This window comes from Mycobacterium sp. ML4 (assembly GCF_054515735.1).
Genome location: NZ_JBTNSY010000010.1, coordinates 172,182 through 196,421 on the forward strand (window position 1 = coordinate 172,182; position 24,240 = coordinate 196,421).

Below are 24,240 nucleotides of genomic sequence, written 5' to 3' on the forward strand. Positions count from 1 at the left end.
CTTAGCGGGCGGGTGGCGAGCGTCGCCGCTGGACTCGCGTGGCCGGCGACGCAGCAGAACGGCGACGGAGTAGAACAGAGATCATGCCGAAGATCACCGACGAAGTGACCACCGCCGACGGAACCTGCCCCATCCGCCTGTTCACCCCTGACGGCACGGGTCCGTGGCCGGGCGTGGTCATGTTTCCCGATGCCGGCGGGGTGCGGGACACCTTTGCGCAGATGGCGGCCACGCTGGCGGATTTCGGTTACGCGGTATTGCTTCCGGACGTGTACTACCGCGAGGGTGACTGGCCCCCGTTCGACATGGCCACCGCGTTCAGCAACCCGAAAGAGCGCGCCCGCATCATGTTCATGCTCGGCACCGTGACACCGGACCGGATCACCCGCGACGCCACTGCGTTGTTCGACTATCTGGCCAACCGTCCAGAGGTCCGCGGTGAGCGTTTCGGCGTGTGCGGCTACTGCATGGGCGGGCGGATCTCGGTGCTGCTGGCGGGCCGCCTGCCGGAGCGGGTCGCCGCGGCGGCGTCGTTCCACGGCGGCGGCCTGGTAAGCGACAACGAGCACAGCCCCCATCTGCTGGCCGACCACATCAATGCACTTGTGTACGTGGGCGGCGCCGAGAATGATCCGTCGTTCACGGCAGATCACGCCGAGCAACTCGGCAAAGCGCTGACGGCAGCAGGAGTGCGGCACACCATCGAGTGGTACCGGGCCGGCCACGGCTTCGCGGTCCCGGACAACCCGCCGTATGACGCTGCCGCCGATGAGCGCCATTGGGCGGCAATGACACAAACCTTCGCCGAGGCGCTCGCCTAGCGCCCGCGAGCAGACGCGAAATCGCACAAAATTGTCGCTTTTTGTGCGATTTCGCGTCTGCTCGCGCTACCAGGTGACCGGCAGGTCGACCAGGGTGGCGAGCCGGGACCGGTGCCGGTAGGCGGTACCGAAGGCCAACTGGTCGCTCTTGGCCCTCTTGAGAAACAGGTGCGCGGGATACTCCCAGGTCATGCCGAGGCCGCCGTGCAGCTGGACGCACTCCTCGGCGGCGTGCACCGCAGCTCCGCTGCAGTAAGCCTGGGCGATAGAAGCGGCGATGGCCGCATCGTCATCACCGCGCGCACTGGTGTCGGCCGCATAGCGAGCCGCCGACGTCGCCGAGCTGACCTCGAACCACAGATCCGACAGCCGATGTTTGATCGCCTGGTAAGAGCCGATGGCGCGACCGAACTGCTTGCGCTCTTTGACGTAAGCCAGAGTGGTGTCGAAGCACCACTGCGCCAGACCGAGTTGCTCGGAGGCCAGCAGCGCCGCACCCATCTGCAGTCCCGCCGCCAGCGCATCGGAGCCCGGGCCCACCAAAGCCGAAGCGGCGCCGGAGAATCGCACATCCGCGAGCGGTCTCGTCATGTCCAGCGCCAAGCGCGGCGACACCTCGACACCCGCGTCGCCGCGCGAAACGGTGTGCAGCTCAAGCCCGTCTGAACCCTCTACCGGCACCAACAGCAGGTCGGCTTCGGCGGCACCCGCCACGCTGGTGATCTGCCCGTTCAATCCGTCAGCGCCCTTCGCCACTCCCGTCACCGCATCCCACGGGGCAGTGGACAGCGGCACCACCAGCGCCGCCGTGACGGCACCCGAGGCCAACGCCGACACCGTCTCGGTGTCGCCACACTGCAGCAGTGCAACCGTCGCAAGCACCGCACTGGGCAGGAACGGCACCGGCGCAACCGCCCGACCGATCTCCTCCATCACGACCGCCGCTTCCCGGGGACCGGCGCCGGCCCCGCCGAGCGACTCGGGCACCAGCAGACCCGCGACCCCCAGCTCGGCGGCCAACGTGCGCCACAGCCCAGAGAAATCCGGTGGCGTTGCGTCATAACACTTGGTCACCGAGTCCAGCGGACCGCGGCCGGCGAACAACTGCCTAACACTGTCGCGCAGCGCCTCTTCAGTGTCGGAATACAGGAGGTCGCTCACCGCGGCAGGTCCTTCCAGGCGACGGCCTTGTCCACGCGGTGTTCGCCGGGCAGACCCAGCACCCGCTCGGATACTGTGTTGCGCAGGATTTCCGAGGTGCCACCCTCGATCGAGTTGCCCCTCGCCCGCAAGTACCGGTAGCCGGGTTCACGACCCACCAGGTCCACGGTTTCCGGCCGGCGCATGGTCCAGTCGTCATAGCTCAATCCCGCCTCACCGTGCAGCTCGATCTCGAATCCCGAAATCGCCTGCGCTATCCGGGCGAACGCGATCTTCATGCCTGCGCCTTCGGGGCCCGGCTGACCGGTTGCGGCCTGTTGCCGCACACGTTCACCGGTGAGGCGAAGCACCTCCGCATCGACCCAGAGCCGCATCAGCTCGTCATGCATGGCCGGGTTGCGCAGCGCCGCGTCAGCGCGCCAGGCCTTGGCCACCTTGCCGATATGGCCGCTCTCCCGGGGCGTTCCGGCCCGCGAGCCGATAGCGACGCGCTCGTTGTTCAGTGTGGTGGTCGCAACCCGCCAACCTCCGCCTTCGGGACCGAGCCGGTTGGCGTCGGGCACCCGGACATCGGTGAGGAATACCTCGTTGAACTCGGCTTCGCCGGTGATCTGGCGCAACGGCCGGACCTCGACACCCGGTTGCGTCATGTCACACAGAAAATAGGTCAGACCGGCGTGCTTGGGAACGTCCGGGTTGGTGCGTGCCACCAGGATCGCCATCTGGGCGTGCTGCGCCTGCGATGTCCACACCTTCTGTCCGTTGACAACCCAGTCCCCATTTCCTGAGCCGTCGCGCACCGCGCGGGTGGCCGCGGCGGCCAAGTCGGATCCGGCGCCGGGCTCGCTGAACAACTGACAGTAGATCTGTTCGCCAGTGAACAACGGACGCAGGAACTTACGCTTCTGCTCGTCGGTCCCGAACGCCATGATCGTCGGCGCGGCCATGCCCATGCCGATGTAGTTCTTCACGGTGCCGCCGATCGGCGCGCCAGCGGCGGCGAGCCTGGTGTTGACGCGCTCCTGCGCGGTCCGCGGCAGGCCCAACCCGCCGAAGCCGACCGGCTGGTGCACCCAGGCCAGACCTGCGTCGTATTGGGCGCCAAGGAAGTCGCGCGGCGCGGTGCTCCCCGGATCGTGCTGGTCCAGCAGCGTCTGTACCAGCGCGTCCAGGTCGGCTTCGGTGGTCACTGCCCGCCGCCGGATTGGAAGCCCTGAGCCGCACCCAGTAGCAGACCACCGTCGATCACCAGCGTCTCGCCGGTGATCCAGCTCGCTGCATCGGAGACCAGGAACGCGACCGCTCGGGCCACATCGTCGGGCTCGCCGATCCTGCCGAGTGCGATCGATTGGGCCAGCGGATCCTCGTGGTCCTTCCACAGCGCCTCGGCGAGCCGGGTGCGAACCACGCCCGGGGCGATCGCGTTGACTCGGATGCGCGGCGAAAGTTCCAATGCCAGTTGCTTGGTCACATGGATCAGCGCGGCCTTGGTGGCGTTGTACAAGCCCATAGCCGGTGACTGGTGCATGCCACCGATCGATGCGGTGTTGACTATGGCCCCACCGTGCTCACTCATCCCGGACTTGACCACCAACGATGTCCACAGCAGCGGCGCCCACAGATTCACGTCGAAGATCTTGTTGAAGCGGGCGTGATCCTGGTCGATCAGCGGACCGTAGGCGGGGTTGGTGCCCGCGTTGTTGATCAGGATGTCGACCCGTCCGAATCGCTCGAGGGTGAGGTCGACGCAGCGTCGCGCGGCCTCCTCGTCGACCGCATGCGCGCCTACCCCCAGGGCACGGTCGCCCACCTGCGCTGCGGCCGCATCGGCCGCCTCCTGCTTGCGGGCGGTCAGCACGACGTTGGCGCCCGCCTCCGCCAGCTGCTGCGAGATCGCCAGTCCGATGCCCCGCGAGGCGCCGGTGACGATAGCGGTGCGGCCGGTCAAATCCAAAGAGGTCATGTGTTTACGCCTTCTGTCGCATGGATGATTGACCCGCCTGGTTCCAGGTTTGAATACGTGCGCACGTGGTATGCGAATGAAATGTTAGCGAAATCAAAACTCCTCAAACCACTGGTGGTGGCCGGGGCTGTCGCTACAGCGATTGTCGCGGCACCGGTCGCCGGGGCCGACGTTGTCGCGCCCGGGCCGGGCACTGGCAGCACCGGAATCACACACTTCGTCCCCCTCGATCCGGGTGGCGGTGGCTGCGACGCCAACGGCAACTGCGGTTCCGGCGGCATCGACAACGGGCCCAACGGCGGTCCGGGCGGACAGGGCTGCATCCCCGGTGTCGGCTGCGGTAACGGTGGCCAATTCTGGGGCCCGGGCGGCGTTCCCGGCGGCGAGGGCTGCCTGCCCGGCGTCGGCTGCGGCTCCGGCCACGCCTGACATCGCTGAAGGTCAGGATTCCCGGCGCCTGGTGATCCGGGCCCGGGACTCCGCGGGATCGATCACGTCGTCATGTTCGACGGCGCGCAGTGCCCTGCCATGTGGGTAGGCGTCCGCGAAGCTTGTCGAACAATGCGGCGTTGCACCCGGCGGCGGTCGCGGCTAATTCTTTGCTGAACCCAAGGCGCACAGCACCTTCCAGCCCCATGCCGACCGATTTCGCCAGTCACCACACGACGATGAAGTGCGGTGCCCGAAACGAGCCGCCAGCCCCGGAAGAGATTGCCCTGGCACCAGGCCATGCCCTCTGCGTAGGACGATCATTTCGAATGGCACCGCAGAGCGGGCCCTGAGTACGAAGATCCGGCCGAATCGTCGCAGTACTCCGACTCCGGCCCGACGATGAATCCGAGTATGTCGCCCAAACGTGTTCTCGACGCCAACGACGCAATACCCTCAAGTCTGGCAGGTCGGCGCTCAGCATCAGTCAGCCACTTACCGGTAACCCGTCATCGACCCGGTCAACGACGCGCCGACTATTCTCATTCCCGATCGGCGACGGCCGGTTTTGCGGTTTGTGCTGGACGGCCTTCCAGCAGGAAAGTAAAGTCGCCCGCCAAGATAAATCGTGCCGGATCCGCCATTCTCAGCTAGGAGACACAATGACGTTCTTGGCCGCGATGCCGGAATTCATCGAGGTGGCGGCCAGGGAACTGGCCACGGTCGGTTCGTCGATCAACGCGGCAGCAACAGCGGCGGCGGTTCCGACAGCACAGTTGGCGCCGGCGGCTGTCGATGAGGTGTCAGTGGCGATCGCGGCGCTGTTTCGCGAACACGCGCAGAGCTATCAGGCGTTGAACGCTCAGGCCGAACACCTCCATGCCCGGATCGTCAACACTTTGGCGGTCGGGGCGGGCGCCTATTCCGCCGCTGAATCCGCCAACGCCCAACAGGCATTGCTGGGTCTGGTCAATGCGCCCACTCAGGCACTGCTGGGGCGCCCACTCATTGGTAACGGCGCCAACGGAGCCCCGGGAACAGGACAGCACGGCAAGGCTGGCGGGATCTTGATCGGCAACGGCGGGGCAGGCGGGTCAGGCACCGACGGCGCCAGTGGCGGGCCCGGCGGCAACGGAGGTGCCGCCGGTCTGCTGTTCGGCTCCGCGGGCAGCGGTGGAGCCGGTGGCGCCGCCACCGGTCCCGGCGGCGTCGGTGGCGCCGGCGGCCAAGGCGGGATGGGTGGATTGTTCAGCCCAGGTGGGGTCGGCGGTGCCGGCGGTCTGAGCAGCGGCGGGTCGGTCGGCGGGGCCGGCGGTGCCGGCGGCTTAGGGATATTGAGCGACGGCGGCATGGGAGGAGCTGGGGGACGTGGCCTTACCGGCAATGGCGGCCCTGGCGGAGCGGGCGGAGCCAGTCTCTTGTTCGGCAATGGCGGAACCGGGGGATCAGGCGGGGGCTCGCCGGTAGCGAATGGCGGTGTCGGCGGAGCCGGCGGTACGGGCGGTTTGTTCCTGGGCGACGGTGGCGCCGGCGGAGTCGGCGGAAATGGCGCGCCCTTACTCGGCGCGGCCGGCGCAGCGGGCGGCGCCGGCGGCTCGGCGGGTGCGTTCTTCGGTGGCGGCGGCGCCGGCGGCGCCGGTGGGGTCGCTGGCGGTGCCGGCGGCAACGGCGGCACCGGCGGCAACGGCGCCGCGCTCTTCGGCGCGGGCGGCGTTGGCGGCGACGGCGGCTCCAGTTTCGGCGACGGCGGTGCCGGTGGCAACGGCGGGCGCGCCGGAGCGCTCGGCGGCTCCGGCGGCGCCGGCGGTCAAGGCGGCTTCGCCACCGGCGGCGCCGGCGGAACCGGCGGGGCTGGAGCCAATGCCGGTCTGCTCTTCGGCGACGGCGGTGCCGGCGGCAGTGGCGGTGGCTCCCCTGGAGGCTCGGGCGGGATCGGGGGCAAGGGCGGCAACGGTGCCGGTTTCTTCGGCAGCGGCGGTGACGGTGGCGCCGGCGGGGACGGCTCCGGCAAGGCGGGATTCGTCGGAGGAGCCGGGGGTGCGGGCGGTAACGGCGGTGTGTTCTACGGCACCGGCGGCACCGGCGGCGCCGGCGGAGGCGGCGACGTCGGTGGGGCCGGGGGTTCCGGGGGCACCGGCGCTGCGCTCGTCGGCGCAGGCGGCGCGGGTGGGAACGGCGGCGACAGCGCCAACACCGGCGGGACCGGTGGTGCCGGCGGCCGGGCCGGCGCGCTGGGCGGCACCGGCGGCGCGGGCGGTCGAGGCGGCTTCGGCCAGACGATCACCGGCGGGACCGGAGGCGCCGGGGCCAATGCGGGCGTGTTCTTCGGCAATGGCGGGGCCGGCGGTCTCGGCGGCGGATCCCACTTCGGAACGGGCGGTGCCGGCGGGAAAGGCGGCAACGCCGCAATGCTTTTCGGTAATGGCGGCGGCGGCGGCACCGGCGGCGTCTCCACCGTAGCCACCGGCGGCAACGGGGGCGCCGGCGGAAACAGCGGAGGACTCGCAGGCTCAGGAGGTGCCGGCGGGACTGGTGGTTTCGGTGCCGGGGCGGGAGGAGCCGGCGGCAACGCGATCGGGTGGTACGGCAACGGCGGGGTTGGCGGAAGCGGCGGCGACGGTGACGGCGGCTCAGGCTATGGAGGGGCCGGAGGCAGGTCTGCCCTGATCGGCAACGGCGGGAACGGAGGCCAGGGCGGGTATAACGTCGGCCTCAATGCCGCGGGCAACGGTGGTCGCGGCGGCGCCGCCCAACTGATCGGCAACGGCGGCAACGGCGGTAATGCCGGGTTTGCCGCTGTGCCCGGTGCAATCGGTGGGATTGGTGGGGTCGGGGGCCTGCTGTTCGGGCAGAACGGGATTGACGGAACGTAGCCCAGAAGCGTCAGGGTTCCCGCAGCCTGGTGATCCAGGCCCGCGACTCCGCGGGGTCGATCACGTCGTCCAGTTCGAAGGTGGTGCCGGCGCGCAGTGCCTTGCCGTGCTGGTAGGCAGCCGCGACGAGCTTGTCAAACAGCGCCTGACGCGCGGATTCGCTTTCGGCGGCGGCTAGTTCCTTGCTGAACCCAAGGCGCACAGCACCTTCCAGCCCCATGCCGCCGATTTCACCAGTCGGCCAGGCGACGGTGAACTGCGGTGCACGGAATGAGCCGCCGGCCATTGCCATGGCCCCCAGGCCATATCCTTTGCGCAGGATGATCATTCCGAACGGCACGCTCAATCGCGCGCCCACGATGAACATCCGGCCGAAACGCCGCACCGCGGCTTCTTTCTCGGCCTCCGGCCCGACCATGAATCCCGGCGTGTCGCACAGGGACACCACCGGCAGCCGAAACGAGTCGCACAACGTCAAGAAGTCACCGACCTTGTCCGCCGCCTCCGCATCGATCGCACCGCCCAGGTGATGGCTGCTGTTGGCAATCAAGCCATAGGCCGCGCCTTCCACCCGGACCAGGGCAGTGACCACCCCTACTCCGTAGTCGGGACGCAGTTCCAGCACCGAACCGACATCCACGATGCTTGCGATCGCCCGGTGCACGGCGTAGCCGCGTAAGCGGTTCTGCGGCACCACATGCCGGGCCAGCCGTGGGTCGGGTGCTTCCCAATCAGCCACCGCGCCCTGGAAGTAGGCCAGATACTGTTTGGCCAGCGACACCGCATGTGCCTCGTCGCGAGCCACCAGGGTCACCACTCCGTTGCGTCGTTGCACGTCGACTGGTCCGATCGCCTCGGGAGGATAGAGGCCCAGTCCCCCTCCCTCGATCATTGCCGGCCCGCCCATCCCGATGTTGGCATCCGGCGTCGCGATGATCACGTCGCACACCCCGGCCAGCGCCGCGTTACCGGCGAAGCATCGCCCCGACACGATCGAGACAAGGGGCACCCGGCCGGACAGCCCGGCGAGCATGCGGAACGTCGGTACGTCCAGGCCCGCCATTCCCCCGACGTCGGTGTCGCCCGGGCGCCCACCGCCGCCCTCGGCGAAAAGCACCACAGGCGAGCGTCTTCGGACGGCGAGGTCGAACACCCGGTCGGTCTTGGCGTGGTTGCGCATGCCTTGCGTCCCGGCCAGCACGGTGTAGTCGTAGGACACCACCACCGCCCCTGCGGCCTGCGGCCCGAAGCGATCCGCGCCGATGGTCGCCAGGCCGGCGACCAGGCCGTCGGCGGGGGTGTTGGCGATCAAGTCTTCTTCGGAGCGCCTGCTGCGCTGAGCGGCGATGGCCAGCGCACCGTATTCCACGAAGCTGCCGGGGTCGACGAGGTCGGCGATGTTCTCCCGCGCGGTGCGGCGGCCCTTGTTGTGCCGCTTGGCCACAGCGGCCGGACGACCCTCGTCGCGAGTGACCAGGTGCCGTTGCCGGACTTCATCGAGATCTTCCCGGGGACGATCCAGATCGACTGCGGCAGCGGCCAGTTCGTCTCCGGAATCGGATCCGGTGCGGGTGAACACCACCAGCGCGTCGCCGGTTCCGACCACCTGTCCGGGCGTCACCAGGGTGCGGAGCGTGCGCAGCGCGTTCGGTGCGACGAGGACGTGTTGCATCTTCATCGCCTCCAGCATCGCAACCTGCCCGCCGGCGCCCACCTCCGTGCCCTCGCAAGCCACTTCGACGACCGTCCCGGCCAGCTGGGCGCGCAGTACCTCCTCGCCCGGGTAGAGCTCGATCGCCGCCTGGGCCGGGTGCTGACGCCGGTGCGCCGCGGCCGCCGAAGCCAGTTGGGGAAGTTTGTCGTCGACGAAGGTCGTAGTCACCGCACCGGATTGAATTTCACTGTCGGACAACAGCTCTCGCAGCACCGGGATGTTGGTCCCGATCCCCTCGATGCTGAACTCACCGAGGGCGGTGTGCGCCTTGCGGACCGCGGCGGGAAACGACGCGCTGTGCACGTGGGTAACCACCTTGGCCAACAGCGAATCGTACCTCGGGCTGGGCGCCAGCCCCGGCCGTCCGTAGGTGTCGACGCGCACCCCCGGACCCGTCGGTGGGGTGAACGCAGTCAGGGTGCCGGCGCTGGGCAGCACCGAGCCGTCGGGCGCGAAAGTCTCCATGTTGACCCGGGTCTGGATCGCGATGCCCGACCGGGCAGCGGGATCACCGACGGCATCGGTGCCGTCACAGGTGATTCCGGCAGGAACCCCGAGGTCGTCGTAGCAGGCACCGCTGGCGATGGCCAGCTGGATGGCGACCAGGTCGACACCGGTGACCTGCTCGGTGACGGTGTGTTCCACCTGAATGCGCGGATTGATTTCCAGGAAGACGAATTCTCGGCCGGTTACCAGGAATTCGACGGTGGCCACCCCATGAAGACCCACGCTGGCACAAAGCCGGGCCGCAGCCCGATGCAGGCCACGACGCAGGCCGTCGGAAAGGTGCTGCGCGGGCGCGATTTCCACCAGCTTCTGGTGACGGCGCTGGATGCTGCAGTCACGGTCGCCCAGCGCGAGGGCACGGGTCCGGCGTCCCGCGGGTGCCGCGACGATCTGAACCTCGATGTGTCGTGCGTCGGTAAGCAACGCTTCGGCGAACAGCGCCGGATTGCCGAAACCGAGCTGCGCTTCCGCCGCGGCGGAGCGGTAGGCGTCCTCGAGCCGGTCGGCGCGCTCGACGCTGCGTATCCCCCGGCCCCCGCCGCCGGCAAGGGCCTTGATCATGATGGCGCCGTTCTGGGCGGCGAAGAACGCCCGGATATCCTCGACGCCGCTCGGACCCTCAGTGGCGGCCAGCACCGGCACGCCGGCGGCGATCGCCGCCGCGCGCGCCGAGGACTTGTTGCCCACCAGTTCGAGAACGTCTGGGTGCGGACCGACGAAGACGCAGCCGGCGGCCGCGCAGTCGCGGGCGAATTCGGGTTTCTCGCTGAGGAATCCGTAGCCCGGGTGAATCGTTGTCGCACCCGACGCGTGTGCCGCGGCCAGCACCGCGGTCTGGTCCAGGTAGGCGGCTACTCCGTTGCCCGCCAACGCGATCGCTTCGTCGGCCGCATGTACGTGGGGACTGTCCGCGTCGTCCTCGGCGTAGACCGCGACGGTCCGCGAGCCCAGTTCGGTTGCGGTGCGGATGATGCGGAGGGCGATCTCGCCGCGATTTGCGATCAGGACATCGCGCGGTGGTGGCCGCATAGGGCACAGCGTACGGGCAGGTTCAGAAGATTCCGTGTTTGGGCATGACCACCGGCTTGACTCCGTATCGGGGCCCGAGGGCAACGGGACGGCCGAAGGTTGCGGCCACTCCCGGTGCAAGCGGTATCTCGTCAATCGATTCGTCGTGCTCGGGGACCGCCCAGTAGGTGCCGTTCACGGCCGGGGCGGCCGTTGTCGCCGGGTGCGAATTGGGCCAGCTTGCCGGCACCGACAGATGACCGACCGAGCGAGCATTGCCCACAGTGACCAGAGCGGGTTTAACCCCGCCGGCCTCTGGTTGCCCCAGCAGGTGAGACAACGCGGCTTTTGCTGCATGCACCCGGGCCTCGTCCTCGGCGAGGACCGCATCATCATCGCCTTCGAAGTAGGTTTCGGAACCGCAGCCGAAGTCCGCGAACGTGGCCGAGGTGTGACTGAGGGCCTCGACCGTGACCTTCCCTTCGTATCCCTCGACGGCGGCAAACACACCGAGGATGCCTGTGGCGGGTGCGGCAGCCGTCGAGGCCCTCGGGGATGCAAGGCTCGTGGCGGCAGCCGGACCGTTGCTGATGAGATTGCTCAGCGCGGCCTGCTGCGCGCTGGCCGCGGCCGTCTTTTCGACAGCGCCGGCCTGCTCGGCGATCCCTGCCGGGCGCGCGAAGGACGCCGGGCTGGTCAGCGGGTTCAGACGTCCAGCGACAGCCGAGGATGCCGCATAGCGGTACATGGCCGAGGCGTCTCTGGCCCACATCTCGCTGTACTGCGCCTCGGTCGCGGCGATGGCCGGCCTATTCTGCCCGAGGGTGTCGGTCTCTGTCAGGGCAGCCAGCTGAGCCCGGTTGGCAGCAACCTCAGCCGGGGGCACGGTCGAGGCGAAAGCCGTCTCGTATGCGGCCGCGGATGACATGGCTTGGGTCGCCGCCAGCGCCGAAGATTCCGCGGTGCGGTTCAACCAGGCTATGAATGGCTGCGCCGCGGCCGCCATCGACAGCGAGGCGGGGCTGACCCATTGTTCGGTGCTGAGCCGGGTGACGACGGACGCGATGCAGGACGCGGCAACGCTCAACTCGTCGGCTATGCCGTGCCAGGCACTCGCGGCGGCCATAAAGGGAGCGGCACCCGCGCCCGCGTACATCAGCGCGGAGTTGACCTCCGGTGGTAGCGCTCCAAAGTCCACGTGGATGTTCCGTTTTGGTGTGGAGCCCCGCGGGGGGCCTGCTCCAGTGAGCCGGTGCCATCAGCCTCGCTGCTGGGGGGCACGTCGGCCCGTGGTCGCCCTGCGCGATGCAGCACCGCCAATTCGGATGCCGCTCACCGCGATTTTAACGAAGGCTGCTAAAGGGCTCCGGCCAACCGAGCCGACTCATAGAGAGTTCCAATCATCAGATGACCCTGGGCATCACGACCGGTTTGATCCCGTACCGCGGTCCCGCGTAGCTACCGGCACCCTTGGCGGCCAGCGCTATTCCGGGCGCACCCGGAACGGTTGCCACTGCCGAGCCATCTTCTGGCACGGTCCAACCACTGCCCTCGGCCGCGCTTGCGCCGGCGGTGATGGCCGGGGTCGCCGGCGACCAACTCGCCGGTACCGACAAGCCTCCGACGGTGGACGCCGTTCCAATCAGCCGCGCGGCTCCCGCGGTGATCGGCGGCGTCGAGTTAGCCACCGCAGCCGTCGCGGCCGGACCGATCCCGGCCGCGGCATCGGCCACGGGTAATGCGGCATCGAGGGTGTGCTGCAGGAACACTCCGGTGGTGATCCCTGCGGTGGTGAACCACCCCGCGGTGTTGACGGCGCCGTTGATGGCGTTCTGCACGAACGGGATGGCAAGCACATCGGTGATGTCCTGTACGACCGTATCGAGCGCCGCCGCGTTCGCGGCCGCCGGCGAGGCCAGCCCCATCACAGCGTTGGGGAGATTGGTGAGCAGGTGGTTGAGCCCCGACTGCTGGACAGCCTGGCTGACCGCCTGAGCCTGGTTCGCGATTCCAGCGGGGCTGGTCGCCTGCGCCGGTGGTGCCAAAGGATTCAGCTTCCCCGCTGCCGCCGACGACGCTGCATACCCGTACATGGCCAACGCGTCTTGCGCCCACATCTCGCCGTACTGTGCCTCGGTGACTGCGATTGCCGGCGTGTTCTGCCCCAACACGTTGGTCGCCACCAGCATCGACAGCAGGGCCCTGTTGGCCGCCACCTCACCCGGCGGGACCGTCATGGCATAGGCCATCTCGAACGCGGCAGCCGAGGCCACGGCCTGCGATCCAGCCAACGCGGCGGATTCAGCGGTACTGGTCAGCCAGGCCAGAAAGGGCTGAGCCGCCGCTGCCATGGAAAGCGAGGCGGGACCCATCCACTGCTCGGCCGTCAACTGCGCGACCACTGACCCGAAGGAGTCCGCCGTGGCGCTCAACTCGACCGCAAGACCGTTCCACGCCGTGGCGGCTGCCATCATCGGCGCAGCACCGGCACCGGTGTACATCCGCACGGAGTTGACCTCCGGGGGCAATGCTCCGAAATCCATCGTCGTCAATTCCTTTCGAAGTCAACCGGTTACCGGGCGGGTCATGACGATCGGTTTGACGCCGTAGCGCGGTGCCCCGAACCCCGTACTACTTCGGCTCGTGGGCACCATCCCCGGCATCCCGGGCAACACTGTCGTGGCGCCAGGCGTCTGCGCCGCCGCGGCGGTCCAGCCGACCGACGCCGGCGCAGTGCCGAACACCAGGCTCGCCGGGCCGGCCAACGTCGGGGGCACCGACATGGCCCCGATCGGGAACGCTCCACCCGACCCGGCCGCGGCCGGCGCCTGACCGGCACCGATCCCTGCAGCGCCGGGCAGAGCCGCACTGTCGGTGGCGGCGGTCGCTGCGTTCTCTTCGAGCGGAGGCATCAGACCACCGTTCGCCATCCCCACCAGGTTCGACGCGGCGGACGCCCAGTTTCCGACGCCGATGTTGACGATGTTGGCCACGTTGGCCAGCGGCGAATCCGTCACGGCGCTGGGCAAAGCCGTGGCGCCCGGCAGCGACGAGGCCGCGGCGGCAGAGTTGGCCACCTCGGTAGCGGCATACGTCTGGGCGCTGACTCCCAGGGTGTTGACGAAGGCGTCGTACAGGGCTGTCGCTTCGGCGCTGACTTGCTGATAAAGGGCGCCGTACGCGGCGAACAGCGATGCCTGCAGCGCAGAAACCTCATCGGCTGCCGCCGGGATCACCCCGCCGGTGGTCGGGGCCGCGGCAGCCGCATTCTGGGCGGCCTGCTGAGCGCCGACCGTCTGCAGCTTTCCCGCCGCGGCGGCCAGCTCTTGAGTCTGTGCGGTTAAGAAAGACATTCGTTGCTCCTCAAATATCCGGGCGGACAGTGAGATTCGTGACTGTTGATGATTCACACCCCCGTTCGTGAGAACCGCGCATCAAAGTCGGTTCACGGCTTCGTAACGCCGCCATATCGAGCGTGTCATCTTGCTGTGGTATTCGCTCCAAAACGACGCATGCAGCACGAGAATCCTGGCGATTGATGGCGGGTAGCGCGTCAGCTCACCGGAGCGCGGAACCCCACTGGACCTGTTCGCGGAGCTTGCCTTTGAGCAGCTTCCCGCCGGCATTGCGTGGCAATGGAGTCGTCACCACCGTGACGTACTGGGGAACCTTGTAGTCGGCGAGCTGCCCCCGGCAGTGTTCGAGGACGGCCGGCACGTCGACCTGCTCCCCGAACAGCACCGCGCCGACCTTCTCGCCCATGACCTCGTCCGGCACCCCGAGAACGCACGCGTCGACGACGCCGGGCGACGCCAGGAGCGCCGCTTCGACTTCGACGCTGGAGATGTTCTCGCCGCCGCGGTTGATGATGTCCTTGAGCCGGTCGATGATGTGCACCCGTCCGGCCTCGTCGACACGGACCACGTCACCGGTATGCAGCCAACCGTCCACGACGGTGCTGGCAGTGGCCTCCGGCCGGTTCCAGTACCCGGTGGTGACGTTGGCGCCCCTGGCCACCAATTCGCCGATGAGTTCACCGTCTTGGTGCGGGATCACGCCCAGATCCACCGAGGGCACCGCATATCCGACCGAGTCGGCGTGCTCGATGGCCTCGGCGTCGGGCAGCACGGTCATCAGCGAGGCGGTCTCGGTCATGCCGTACCCGTTGAACACGGCGGCGTGCGGAAACGCGTTCTTGACCGACCGGACCAACGATGGCGCGATGGGTGCACCGCCGTAACCGACCCAGCGGACACCGGACACATCTACCGTGGCGAAGTCCTTGTGTCGGAGCAACAACGCGTAGATCGCCGGAACAGTGACCATCACCGAGATATGCTCGGCGGCCAGCGTGGCAACCAATTCGTCGAGGTTGAGCGCGGGCATGATCACCGCCGCTCCACCGAGTCGCGTCGCGGCCAGAAGTTGTGAGTTGCAACCGGTCACGTGAAAAAGCGGCACCGAGATCAGGGTGCGCAGGTTCTCGCCGAGATCCCGCGGCTGGTCCAGACACCGAATTCCGTTCTCGGTGTTGGTGACGAACGCTTCGTGAGTGGTGGGCACGCCCTTGGGATGTCCGGTGGTTCCCGACGTGTAGAACAGGGCGGCAACGTCTTTCGGGCCGAGCTGTTCGGCGACGTATGGCCGACCGTCCGGCTGTGGGGTGTCCGCGTTGAGATCAACGTGCGCCCCGGCGTCCGACAGCACGAAATCGACCTCGGGCCGCGCCGATCGCGTATTGACCGCGACCACAATGCCGCCGGCCATCACCGTGCCCCAGAACGCAAGCACCCAGTCGATTCCCGCCGGGTAGCGCACCGCGACGCGGTCACCGGGTTTCAGACCGCCGGCGCGCAAACCGCCGGCTACCCGCGAAGCCCGGTCCCAGAGTTGTTGGTAGGTCAGCCGATCTGCGCCCAGTTCGACCACGGCTTCGCTGTGCGGGCGGACACTGACCTGGTCGGCGAGCATGTCGAGCAGCGTGGCGGGGATGCCGTCGTACTGAGGCACGCCGTTCTCATCGACGGTGATCCCGGTGCGCGGGAAGGGGTTGCCACTGCGCGAAATCTCCACCACTGGGGGCATGCCCGTTCCTCACCTGCCGTCGCCTACTTCTCAACGGTAGGAGCTACCCGAGGCTCAGACCAGTGAAAATTTGACATAGCTGTCGACGTGGAAGGTGCGAAAAACCTTGCTCCGCGCCGCCGGCAATTCGGGTTCGACGGCGGCTGCGTCGACTACTTCCGGTCGCGCCACGTGGTAGGTCCGGCCTTTGCACCTGATCGTCGCGGAGCCGGCGGCAAGCACATTGCGCAGCCAGTCGACGCCCGTGCCGTAGGGCAGCGGCACGACGAGGCCGTCCGGGACCGGGACTGCGACGATCGGGGTCGCGTAGTGTCGTCCCGAATTTCGGCCGGTGTGCTCGATCACCGACGCGTACCAATAGCTGCGGCCGGCTACAGCCATCATGGCCGGGTTGAGGACATGCTTGTTGAAGTGTCGGACCGCGTCTCGAACGCGCGGCTTGGTGTAGGTCGCCATACTGATCGAGCCTGCTCGCACGACAGGCCTCGAGACAGAGGCCTTGGTCCACTCCTGGCGGGGACTTCTGCCGATGCCGGACCGCGCCTGCCCTATCGTCGTAGCGGTGCCGATTCAGGAAGCTGCTGCGTAGTTCACCGCCGGCGGTGACCTCTACGGGCCAGTCCGATGGCCCGAGGGCGGCGGGGTGCGAGCATGGGCCGCCTAGCTTTGCCGGTGATGGGACCGGTTCGCTAACTCATTGGGGCACAGGCGGACTGCGCTATATCAACGCCGATTACACCGTCACCGCGACCCGGTTGCCCGACGGCGAGTACGTGGGGCTGGCGGCTCAGAGTCATTACGGCTGTTCGACCGGCACGGACCGATCGGCACCGGCTCGGCGCTGGCCCTGGATCAGCCCGCCGATGCGTTCCAGCCAATCCATACGCAACGGCCGAGCGGGAGCCGCTCGTTGTCATTTCTCACCCCCGACACTCAGCCCATCAACGTCGCGGCGACCGTCGCGCCAAGGTTCCAGCACGCCTCCACGTCCGCCCTGGCCGGCTTCCCCGACACCACCACGTCATCGGCGGCCTTCACCCAACCCAGCCCCGCGGCGATCCCGTCGACCGCTCGCTGCGCTCCCTCGGTTCCTTGGTTGCCGTGCAGCCACAGGCCGTACGGACGGCCGCGGGTGGAGTCGAGGATTTGGTAATACGACTGGTCGAAGGCGTGTTTGAGGGCGCCGCTGATGTATCCGAGGTTGACCGGGGTACCGAGGAGGTACCCGTCGGCTTCCAGCATCTCGACCGGCGACACGGTGAGGGCCGGACGCCGGATCACCTCCACACCCTCGATCTCCGGGTCGGTGGCTCCGGCCACCACCGCCTCGAACATCTCCTGGCAATGCGGCGACGGCGTGTGATGGACGACGAGCAGCCTGGTCACCCTTGCGCCTCCAGCTGCACCGCCGCCTTCATCGCCTCCCGGGCCCGACGCCGATCCCCCGCGTAGTCGTAGGCCCGCGCCAGCCGGTACCAGCACCGCCAGTTGTCGGGATCGTTCTCCAGTTCGGCGCGAACGGCCGCGAACAAGGAGTCGGCGGCACTGCGTTCGATACGGCCCGAGGCTCGCCTGGGCAGCGCGCTGACGTCGAGTTCCAGTCCGTCTTCGGCGATCAGGCGGGCCAGCTTCTGGTGGGCGAAACCGGCCCGCAGTGTCGCGACCATCGCCCACAGGCCCAGGAACGGCATGATCAGCAGGGCTACGCCCAGGCCCACCGCAGCGGGGCGCCCCGAACCGATCATCAGCAGGGCGATGCGGCCGAGCAGGACGAAATACACCAGCATCGCCACACAAAGGAAGACGATGAGCAGTTGTATGCGCAGCGTCCGCGTCATTGCAGATTGAGCAGTGGCTCTAGGCCTATGGTCAGTCCCGGATGCTCCCGGATGCGACGTACCGCCAGCAGCACGCCGGGCACGAAGGACGTGCGATCCAGGCTGTCATGCCGGATGGTCAATGTCTCGCCCTCGGTACCGAACAAGATCTCCTGATGGGCGACCAGTCCGGCCAGTCGTACCGCGTGCACCGGCACACCGTCGACGTCGGCGCCGCGTGCGCCCGGCAGGCTGGCGCTGGTGGCATCCGGGTTGGGCGGCAAGCCTTTTCGGGCTTCGGCGATCAGCTTGGCGGTCCGGGTCGCGGTACCCGAGGGCGCATCGGCCTTGTGCGGGTGATGCAGTTCGATGACCTCGACCGAGTCGAAAAACGGCGCGGCCTGTTTGGCGAAGTGCATCGACAACACCGCGCCGATCGCGAAATTCGGCGCGATCAGCACGGAGATTCCGGGCTTTCCGGCGAGCCACGACCGTACCTGTTCGACCCGTTCATCGGTGAAGCCCGTGGTACCCACGACGGCGTGAATTCCGTTGTCGATCACAAATTTTAGATTATCCATCACGACGTCGGGGTGGGTGAAGTCGATGACGGCCTCGGTGGCGCTGTCGGTCAACAGGCTCAGCGCGTCACCCGCGTCCACCTCCGCCGACAGGGTCAGATCATCGGCGGCCCGAACCGCACGCACCATCGTCGCACCGACTTTTCCCTTGGCTCCCAGCACGCCTACCCGCATGGCGTGAAGCCTACTGGGCTGGGTTTTATCCACAGTCGGAGATTGGTCCACAGGTTGGGGTTCTGCAGCGGCACGGCGCCTGCTCCCGAAATATGATTCGAACATGAGTGCGATCACGGCGCCGGTGGAAGTGGTCGCCGCGTTTGACGCACTCGACTCCGCGGTCGCCGCACTCCGGGAACTAGACCATTCGGCCCTCGACCCCGTCGTGCGATGCCGCGCGCTGGAACGCCTCGAAACCTCCCGCCGCAACCAAGCCGTGCTCTGCCACGACATCATTCACAGTCTCGCCGGCGAAGACCCCGGCGACATCGGCGGACCCGCCCACCAGGTCATCGCCGACTGGTGTCGCATCAGCTACACCGAAGCCCGCCGCCGCATCCGCGACGCCGCCCAACTGGCCCCCCGAACCACGCTCACCGGCCAGGAGTTGCCTCCCGAATTGCCCGCCACCGCCCGGCAATGGCGCGACGGCATGCTCGACGCCCAGCACCTGCGCGTCATCCAAGCCTTCATCCACGACCTGCCCGCCGACATCCCCGCCGCTGTTGTTGAACGCGCCGAACAGCTACTGTCCCGCCAGGCCACCCACCTGCGCCCCGACCAACTCGATAAAGCCGCCAAACGCGCCGCCGTCCTGATCGACCCCGACGGCAAGTTCTCCGAGCGCGACCGCGCCCGCCAACGCCGCTTCACCTGGAAACCCCAGCGCGCCGACGGCATGAGCGAAGGCACCCTGATCGCGACCCCCGAACTGCGTGCCAACATCGACGCCTGGCTGGCCCGCTTCGCCGCCCCCGGCATGTGCCACCCCGACAACCAAACCCCCTGCCCTACGGGTCAGCCCAGCGATGATGCAGCCGGCACCGACACGCGCACCACCGGGCAACGACAACACGACGCCCTGTGCGCATTGGTCCGCGGTCAACTCGGCAACCCCGCCCTCGGACAACACAACGGCCTACCCGTCACGCTCGTCGTCACCACCACCCTGCAAGAACTCACCACCGCCACCGGCCACGGCGTTACCGCCAGCGGCACCGTGATTCCCATGCGCGACCTCATTACGATGGCGACCCGCGCCTACCACTACCTCGCCATCTTCGACGGACATTCCAACCGGCCCCTCTACCTGGGCCGTAGCCGCCGCATCGCCTCAGCCGACCAACGCCTCGCCCTGTTCGCCGCCGAACGGGGCTGCACGCACCCCGGCTGCGACGTTCCCGCCGACAAATGCGAAGTCCACCACATCATCGAATGGGCCATCGGCGGGCAGACCAACATCGACACCCTCACCCTGGCCTGCGCTCCCAACCACAAACTCATCGGAAAAGGGTGGAAAACAACCAAACTCACCAACCACCGCACCGCCTGGACCCCACCCGCGGGGTTCGACCACGGCGGACCCCGCACCAACGACTACCACCACCCCGAACGCCTCCTCGACGACAACGACGACGAACGGGCGGGGCCGTAGCCATGTGCCAAAACAAGACACACCCTCACCTCTCTAGGCTGAGAGGTCGAGAGGCAGACCCAACAAGCGGAGGTGCGGACGTGAGATCCAGCGAAATTCGGATCCGCGAGGCCAAGCCGAAGGATTTCGCCCGGGTCGCCGCGATGCACTATCCGGTTTGGCGACAGTCCTGGAAGGGCATCGTGGCCACACACGTGCTGGACATGATCAGCACGCCGAAGACCTGGGCCGAGACCTTCTACCCGTCGACACTCAAACGCGGCGGCTGGCAGATGTTGATGGCCGAGGCGCGAGGCAAGCTACTGGGGATGACGCTGTTCGGTCCGGACCTGTCGAATCCCAACCACATTCAAATCGACGCGCTGTACATCGCGGATGACAACCAGCGGCACGGCATCGGGAGCATGCTGCTGAACAAGGTGCTGCGCACCTACCCGGACAACGACATCATCCTGTGGGCCGCCGACAAGAACCAGAAGGCCCGCAACTTCTACGAAAAGCACGGCTTCGAACTGGACGACCGGACCTACGTGTGGAAGCCACTGCCCGGCGTGACGGTGCCGCACGTGGGCTACCGGCTGTATCGTTGGGCAGCCGAGCAGGGAACAACCAAGGTTGCGGCTCCGGCGAGCACTCCCGCCGTGGCTTCACTGATCGCCCCGACGATTGGCTCATCGGTGCGGCCCTACCCCATCGAGGTACCCCAGTCCCAACTCGATGACCTACGCCGCCGCCTCAGCATGGCGCGCTGGCCGGCCGAAATCGCCGGAGCAGATTGGGATTACGGCACCGAGCAGGCATTCCTGAGAAACGTCGTCGATCACTGGCTGCATCGCTACGATTGGCGGGCCACCGAAGCCGAAGTCAACGCTGCCGGTTCGTTCCTCACCGAGGCCGCCGGGCAGCGAGTGCACTTCCTGCATGCCACCTCAGAGCTCAACGATGCTGTCCCGCTGGTCATTACGCACGGTTGGCCGGGCTCGGTGGTGGAGTTTCTCGACGTGCTGCCGTTACTGCGAAAGCGATTTCACGTGGTTTTGGTGTCGATGCCGGGCTACGGGTTCTCCGGCCCCACGAAAGAGCGCGGGGTGGACGTCGCGAATGTCGCCGCTGCCGTCGCCGGGGTGATGGCCCAGCTGGGATATGACCGCTATGTCGCGCAAGGCGGCGACTGGGGCGCACTGGTCACCCGCCATCTCGGTGAGCACTACCCGCAGCACGCCGTTGCGATTCACACCAACATGCTGTTCGCACCGCCGGACCAAAACGATCAGGCGCTGCTGGCGGACGTCACCGAATCCGAATGGGCGGCCATGGCGGCCGGCGTCGAACGAATCAAGGACGGCACCGGGTACATGGAAGTACAGTCGACACGGCCACATTCGCTGGGTTACGGCCTGGACGACTCCCCGCTGGGTCTGGCCGGCTGGATACTCGAGAAGTTCCACGCCTGGTGCGACATCTCCGACGGCATGCCCATCAGCACCGACCGGCTGATCGACAACCTGATGTTCTACTGGCTCACCGGCACCGCCACCTCGGCCGCCCGCATGTATTGCGAATCCGCGCGGGCCGGCACCGGCCCACTCAACGAATGGACCGGCCGCGTCGACGTCCCGACCGGCTACGCCGTCTACCCCGGCGAGATGCTGCAAACCCCGCGCGCGTGGGCCGCAGCGCGATACAACCTTGTTCACTACACCGTCCACGACCGCGGCGGCCACTTCGCCGCCTTCGAACAACCCCGATTGTTCGCCGCCGACCTGACGAAGTTTGCCGATACGCTGACCGAAAAAGGCGTGTTCTAGCGGTCGATCACCAGCCGGCCACCTTCGGAGCGGGAGACGCAGACCAGCATTTCGTCGGCGGCTTCGACGGTACGGCCACGCCGATCCACCTGCCCCGCAACGACTTTGACCTTACAGGTGCCGCAGAATCCCTGCCGGCACGAGTAGGGAGTCATCGGATCCCGGTCAAGCATGACCTCGAGCGCCGAGCGATTGGCGGGGACGCTCAGTACCTGACGCGAGCGCGCCAGCTCCAACTCGAAGGGAGTTCCGTCGATGACCGGCGCGGGACTGAATCGCTCGTAATGCAGTGGCGCATTGGCGTGTTGGTCGCGGGCCACCCGGACCGCTTCGAGCATGGCGGCCGGTCCGCAGACGTACACCGCGGTCGTCGGCCCGGCACCGGCGAGCAGCTGATCCACCGACGCCAACCCCCTACGCTCGTCATCGGCCCACACCGTCACCCGCTCGGGGCCCACCGACAGCACTTCGTCCAGCAGCGGCATGTACTCCCGGGTGCGACCGGCATAGATTGCCCGCCAATTGATTCCGCGCTGGGCCGCGACCCGCATCATCGGCAGGATGGGCGTCACGCCGATGCCCCCGATCACGAACAACACGTCGCGCTCCGACGTGCCGAGATAGAAAGCGTTGCGGGGACCTTCGAAAAGCAGCGTGTCACCGACATCGAAGGCGTCGTGCAACTCGATCGACCCGCCGCCGCCGTCGGCGATGCGCCGCACCGCGATGCGGTAGTCGGTCCGTCGTCCGGGCGGTCCGCACAGCGAGTACTGCCGACGACGCCCCGAGGGCAGCTGCACGTCGATATGCCCGCCCGGCGTCCAGGAGGGCAGCAACCCGCCGTCCTTGTCAGCCAACGTCAGGGCGACGACATCGGGCGCGACGAGCCTACGCTCGATGACCCGCGCACGGTGGGTGCGCGGCACGGGCGTCACCCGAGAGGGCTTCCACCGCGATGCGGCTGAGAGCCCCCCCATCACGGTGCGAATACCACACAACACGGTGAAGAAGCGGTCGTGTTCGCGACGGCCATAAAGGTCGGCGGGCCTGCTCGTCCAGATGCTGTCCGGCACAGTCATTCCCCTACTGCTGCCGGATGTCCAGGCGAGCCAGCAACCGAATGGCGGACGGGCTGATGCGCCGCATCGCATAACCGAGCCTGGACTCCGGAGCGACGGGCAGCACGGCGGGCCCGGTCCTGATGGATTTGACGATGGCCCTGGCGGTGGCTTCCGGAGCGTAATTGCGCCGCCGGTAGGTCGCGTCCGCCTTCGCTCGGGCCCGATCCTGTTGCTCCGCCGACATGCCGGCGTAGACGGTGTTCTTGGCGATATTGGTATTGACGAAACCCGGGCACACCGCCGTGACGGTGATGCCCTCGTCGGCGAGATCGGCGCGCAAGGCCTCGCTGAATCCCAGCACTGCCGCCTTCGTCGTGCTGTAGGCCACCATCGACTTCGACGGCAGGAACGCCGCGGCCGAGGAAAGGTTGATGATGGTCCCGCCCTCACCGCGCTTCACCATCTGGGCGCCGAAGGCCCGGCTGCCGGTGATCACGCCGCGGAGGTTGACCGCAATGATGTCGTCCCAGTGCCGCGACGTCGTCTCCAGGAACCGGCCCGCCATTCCGATGCCGGCGTTGTTCACCAGGATGTCGACCACACCGTGATCGTGATGGACCTGCGCGGCAAGATCGTTCATCATGTCTTCGTCACTGACGTCGGCCTGGTAGACGGCGGCCTGGGCGCCGGCCGCGCGAACCGCATCCGCCGTTTCGTCGGCAGCCCCGGGGTCACGGTCCACGATCACGACCTTGGCCGCACCGTTGCGGGCCAATTCCACGGCGGTCGCACGGCCGATGCCCGCCCCCGCCCCGGTGACCAGCGCCAGCTTGCCGCCCACCTCACGGGGGCCACCCCGCAGCCCTGATTCCGGCTTGCCGCCGACGACCTGGTCGATCCACTCCGCGGTCAGCCGCGCGATGACGTCGGGGCGCGACGTCACCACCCAGTGCCCACCCTGGATCGGGACGACCCGGCCGGTCGGTGGTATCGCACCGACGTACCGCTGCAGGGCCGGGGTGATGAAGAGGTCTTTGCCGGGGATCAACACCTGCACCGGGACCGTGGTCTGCCGGACATCCTCGCCCGGCGCCACCAGTGGGGCGGGCAGGTTTTCGCGATACAGGTTCAAACCGTTGACGTAATCGCCGATCGTGCGCGGCGACGTGACTCGGCGGCTCATCGTGCTCGAACGCCCCACTCGTTCAAGACCCTCAACGACTTTCACTCCGAGCCCGGACCGGAAGAACAGCTCCGGGAGCCCGGGGCTCAGGAAGAATCCGACGTACACCGATGACGTCGCCTGTCTGACTACCCGGGCGACATCGCGCGGAGTGCGCGCCGAGCGCACGAACTGGCCGATATGGCGCACGTGCGGACCCGAGATGGAGGTGAAGGAGGCGACTCTGGGCATCACGGTGTCGTCGGTGACCGCCGACCATGCCTGGACCGAACCCCAGTCATGCGCCAGCAGGTGCACCCGCTCGACGCCCAGGCTGTCGATCACGGCACCGATGTCGGCTACCAACTGGTCCAGGTGGTAGCCGGACCTGGTTGCCGGAGAGGATGATTCGCCCGCGCCCCGGACGTCGTAGGCGACGACGTTGCAGCGCTGCGCGAGCAGTTCGGCCACACCGTCCCAGACGTGGTGGTTGTCCGGGTAGCCATGGAGGGCCAGGATGGTCGGGCGCGCCGGGTCCAGGTCGTTGTAACGGTGCACTGCCAGGACGACACCGTCAGATGCGTTGATCTCAGCCATGT

Annotated in this window: 19 protein-coding genes and 2 pseudogenes; 6 read left to right on the forward strand and 15 right to left on the reverse strand. The window is 67.7% G+C overall.

The window, feature by feature from the left end:
• Positions 1 to 83 precede the first annotated feature (83 nt).
• Complete coding sequence (locus ACX9NE_RS13760; protein WP_459362006.1) at positions 84 to 821, forward strand: dienelactone hydrolase family protein; 738 nt, start codon at positions 84 to 86, stop codon at positions 819 to 821.
• A 66-nt stretch (positions 822 to 887) separates the two neighbouring features.
• On the opposite strand, the gene ACX9NE_RS13765 is transcribed toward ACX9NE_RS13760, so the two are convergent.
• Genes ACX9NE_RS13765 through ACX9NE_RS13775 form a run of 3 tightly spaced genes read right to left on the reverse strand, consistent with a single transcriptional unit; the run spans position 888 to position 3,945 of the window.
• Positions 888 to 1,982 (reverse strand): acyl-CoA dehydrogenase family protein, encoded by a 1,095-nt coding sequence (locus ACX9NE_RS13765; RefSeq protein ID WP_459362005.1) that lies wholly within the window; start codon positions 1,980 to 1,982, stop codon positions 888 to 890.
• Positions 1,979 to 3,172 carry an acyl-CoA dehydrogenase family protein gene (locus ACX9NE_RS13770; protein WP_459362004.1) on the reverse strand — a complete coding sequence of 398 codons (1,194 nt, stop codon included), beginning with the start codon at positions 3,170 to 3,172 and terminating at the stop codon, positions 1,979 to 1,981. The genes ACX9NE_RS13765 and ACX9NE_RS13770 overlap by 4 nt, the downstream gene beginning before the upstream one ends.
• Positions 3,169 to 3,945: an SDR family oxidoreductase gene (locus ACX9NE_RS13775; protein ID WP_459362003.1), complete on the reverse strand. Its 777-nt coding sequence runs from the start codon at positions 3,943 to 3,945 to the stop codon at positions 3,169 to 3,171. Before ACX9NE_RS13775 ends, ACX9NE_RS13770 begins: the two co-directional genes overlap by 4 nt.
• Before the next feature lie 81 nt (positions 3,946 to 4,026).
• Here ACX9NE_RS13775 and ACX9NE_RS13780 point away from each other — a divergent pair, with 81 nt between their 5' ends.
• On the forward strand, positions 4,027 to 4,374 hold the full coding sequence (locus ACX9NE_RS13780) for a PE-PGRS family protein (RefSeq protein WP_459362002.1): 348 nt from the start codon (positions 4,027 to 4,029) through the stop codon (positions 4,372 to 4,374).
• Positions 4,375 to 4,386: 12 nt separating this feature from the next.
• Here ACX9NE_RS13780 and ACX9NE_RS13785 read toward each other — a convergent pair.
• Positions 4,387 to 4,799, reverse strand: a pseudogene (locus ACX9NE_RS13785) (carbamoyl-phosphate-synthetase); the annotation flags it as partial.
• Between the two features lie 237 nt (positions 4,800 to 5,036).
• Here ACX9NE_RS13785 and ACX9NE_RS13790 point away from each other — a divergent pair.
• Positions 5,037 to 7,247, forward strand: a complete 2,211-nt coding sequence (locus tag ACX9NE_RS13790) for a PE family protein (RefSeq protein WP_459362001.1) — start codon at positions 5,037 to 5,039, stop codon at positions 7,245 to 7,247.
• A gap of 10 nt (positions 7,248 to 7,257) precedes the next feature.
• Here the strand turns inward: ACX9NE_RS13790 and ACX9NE_RS13795 are convergent, their stop codons facing one another.
• The 6 genes from ACX9NE_RS13795 to ACX9NE_RS13820 form a co-directional block, all read right to left on the reverse strand.
• The gene (locus ACX9NE_RS13795; RefSeq protein ID WP_459362000.1) at positions 7,258 to 10,497 is read right to left on the reverse strand and encodes an acetyl-CoA carboxylase family protein; all 3,240 of its coding nucleotides are present in this window, start codon (positions 10,495 to 10,497) and stop codon (positions 7,258 to 7,260) included.
• 22 nt (positions 10,498 to 10,519) lie between these two features.
• On the reverse strand, positions 10,520 to 11,674 hold the full coding sequence (locus ACX9NE_RS13800; RefSeq protein WP_459361998.1) for a PPE family protein, SVP subgroup: 1,155 nt from the start codon (positions 11,672 to 11,674) through the stop codon (positions 10,520 to 10,522).
• A 205-nt stretch (positions 11,675 to 11,879) separates the two neighbouring features.
• The gene (locus ACX9NE_RS13805; RefSeq protein ID WP_459361996.1) at positions 11,880 to 13,019 is read right to left on the reverse strand and encodes a PPE family protein; all 1,140 of its coding nucleotides are present in this window, start codon (positions 13,017 to 13,019) and stop codon (positions 11,880 to 11,882) included.
• A 21-nt stretch (positions 13,020 to 13,040) separates the two neighbouring features.
• Positions 13,041 to 13,829 (reverse strand): PPE family protein, SVP subgroup, encoded by a 789-nt coding sequence (locus ACX9NE_RS13810; RefSeq protein ID WP_459361995.1) that lies wholly within the window; start codon positions 13,827 to 13,829, stop codon positions 13,041 to 13,043.
• A 205-nt stretch (positions 13,830 to 14,034) separates the two neighbouring features.
• Positions 14,035 to 15,561: a class I adenylate-forming enzyme family protein gene (locus ACX9NE_RS13815; RefSeq protein WP_459361993.1), complete on the reverse strand. Its 1,527-nt coding sequence runs from the start codon at positions 15,559 to 15,561 to the stop codon at positions 14,035 to 14,037.
• Positions 15,562 to 15,615: 54 nt separating this feature from the next.
• Entirely contained in the window at positions 15,616 to 16,017 is a 402-nt protein-coding gene (locus ACX9NE_RS13820; protein ID WP_459361991.1) for a nitroreductase family deazaflavin-dependent oxidoreductase, read from the reverse strand.
• A 194-nt stretch (positions 16,018 to 16,211) separates the two neighbouring features.
• Between ACX9NE_RS13820 and ACX9NE_RS13825 the strand changes: the two are divergent.
• A pseudogene (locus ACX9NE_RS13825) lies at positions 16,212 to 16,447 on the forward strand (thioesterase family protein); the annotation flags it as partial.
• A gap of 47 nt (positions 16,448 to 16,494) precedes the next feature.
• Here ACX9NE_RS13825 and ACX9NE_RS13830 read toward each other — a convergent pair.
• Genes ACX9NE_RS13830 through dapB form a run of 3 tightly spaced genes read right to left on the reverse strand, consistent with a single transcriptional unit; the run spans position 16,495 to position 18,133 of the window.
• Positions 16,495 to 16,947 (reverse strand): flavodoxin family protein, encoded by a 453-nt coding sequence (locus ACX9NE_RS13830; protein WP_459361989.1) that lies wholly within the window; start codon positions 16,945 to 16,947, stop codon positions 16,495 to 16,497.
• Positions 16,944 to 17,399, reverse strand: a complete 456-nt coding sequence (locus ACX9NE_RS13835; protein ID WP_459361987.1) for a hypothetical protein — start codon at positions 17,397 to 17,399, stop codon at positions 16,944 to 16,946. The genes ACX9NE_RS13830 and ACX9NE_RS13835 overlap by 4 nt, the downstream gene beginning before the upstream one ends.
• Positions 17,396 to 18,133, reverse strand: a complete 738-nt coding sequence (gene dapB / locus ACX9NE_RS13840) for a 4-hydroxy-tetrahydrodipicolinate reductase (RefSeq protein WP_459361985.1) — start codon at positions 18,131 to 18,133, stop codon at positions 17,396 to 17,398. The genes ACX9NE_RS13835 and dapB overlap by 4 nt, the downstream gene beginning before the upstream one ends.
• A gap of 103 nt (positions 18,134 to 18,236) precedes the next feature.
• Between dapB and ACX9NE_RS13845 the strand changes: the two genes are divergently transcribed.
• Both ACX9NE_RS13845 and ACX9NE_RS13850 read left to right on the forward strand, forming a co-directional pair.
• A complete protein-coding gene (locus ACX9NE_RS13845; RefSeq protein ID WP_459361983.1) occupies positions 18,237 to 19,610 on the forward strand; it encodes an HNH endonuclease signature motif containing protein in 1,374 nt (457 codons plus the stop codon).
• 80 nt (positions 19,611 to 19,690) lie between these two features.
• A complete protein-coding gene (locus ACX9NE_RS13850) occupies positions 19,691 to 21,418 on the forward strand; it encodes an alpha/beta fold hydrolase (protein WP_459361981.1) in 1,728 nt (575 codons plus the stop codon).
• On the opposite strand, the gene ACX9NE_RS13855 is transcribed toward ACX9NE_RS13850, so the two are convergent.
• Positions 21,415 to 22,497, reverse strand: coding sequence for a PDR/VanB family oxidoreductase (locus ACX9NE_RS13855; protein WP_459361979.1), 1,083 nt, complete (start codon positions 22,495 to 22,497; stop codon positions 21,415 to 21,417). The genes ACX9NE_RS13850 and ACX9NE_RS13855 overlap by 4 nt on opposite strands.
• Before the next feature lie 4 nt (positions 22,498 to 22,501).
• A complete protein-coding gene (locus tag ACX9NE_RS13860; RefSeq protein WP_459361977.1) occupies positions 22,502 to 24,238 on the reverse strand; it encodes an SDR family oxidoreductase in 1,737 nt (578 codons plus the stop codon).
• Positions 24,239 to 24,240: the final 2 nt, after the last annotated feature.

What these genes read in the sequence shown, in the direction of transcription:
- ACX9NE_RS13760 (WP_459362006.1), top strand. Translation starts at nt 84, where the DNA reads ATGCCGAAGATCACCGACGAAGTGACCACCGCCGACGGAACCTGCCCC.
- ACX9NE_RS13775 (WP_459362003.1), bottom strand. Translation starts at nt 3,945, where the DNA reads ATGACCTCTTTGGATTTGACCGGCCGCACCGCTATCGTCACCGGCGCC.
- ACX9NE_RS13780 (WP_459362002.1), top strand. Translation starts at nt 4,027, where the DNA reads ATGTTAGCGAAATCAAAACTCCTCAAACCACTGGTGGTGGCCGGGGCT.
- ACX9NE_RS13790 (WP_459362001.1), top strand. Translation starts at nt 5,037, where the DNA reads ATGACGTTCTTGGCCGCGATGCCGGAATTCATCGAGGTGGCGGCCAGG.
- ACX9NE_RS13795 (WP_459362000.1), bottom strand. Translation starts at nt 10,497, where the DNA reads ATGCGGCCACCACCGCGCGATGTCCTGATCGCAAATCGCGGCGAGATC.
- ACX9NE_RS13805 (WP_459361996.1), bottom strand. Translation starts at nt 13,019, where the DNA reads ATGGATTTCGGAGCATTGCCCCCGGAGGTCAACTCCGTGCGGATGTAC.
- ACX9NE_RS13810 (WP_459361995.1), bottom strand. Translation starts at nt 13,829, where the DNA reads ATGTCTTTCTTAACCGCACAGACTCAAGAGCTGGCCGCCGCGGCGGGA.
- ACX9NE_RS13815 (WP_459361993.1), bottom strand. Translation starts at nt 15,561, where the DNA reads ATGCCCCCAGTGGTGGAGATTTCGCGCAGTGGCAACCCCTTCCCGCGC.
- ACX9NE_RS13820 (WP_459361991.1), bottom strand. Translation starts at nt 16,017, where the DNA reads ATGGCGACCTACACCAAGCCGCGCGTTCGAGACGCGGTCCGACACTTC.
- ACX9NE_RS13835 (WP_459361987.1), bottom strand. Translation starts at nt 17,399, where the DNA reads ATGACGCGGACGCTGCGCATACAACTGCTCATCGTCTTCCTTTGTGTG.
- dapB (WP_459361985.1), bottom strand. Translation starts at nt 18,133, where the DNA reads ATGCGGGTAGGCGTGCTGGGAGCCAAGGGAAAAGTCGGTGCGACGATG.
- ACX9NE_RS13845 (WP_459361983.1), top strand. Translation starts at nt 18,237, where the DNA reads ATGAGTGCGATCACGGCGCCGGTGGAAGTGGTCGCCGCGTTTGACGCA.
- ACX9NE_RS13855 (WP_459361979.1), bottom strand. Translation starts at nt 22,497, where the DNA reads ATGACTGTGCCGGACAGCATCTGGACGAGCAGGCCCGCCGACCTTTAT.
- ACX9NE_RS13860 (WP_459361977.1), bottom strand. Translation starts at nt 24,238, where the DNA reads ATGGCTGAGATCAACGCATCTGACGGTGTCGTCCTGGCAGTGCACCGT.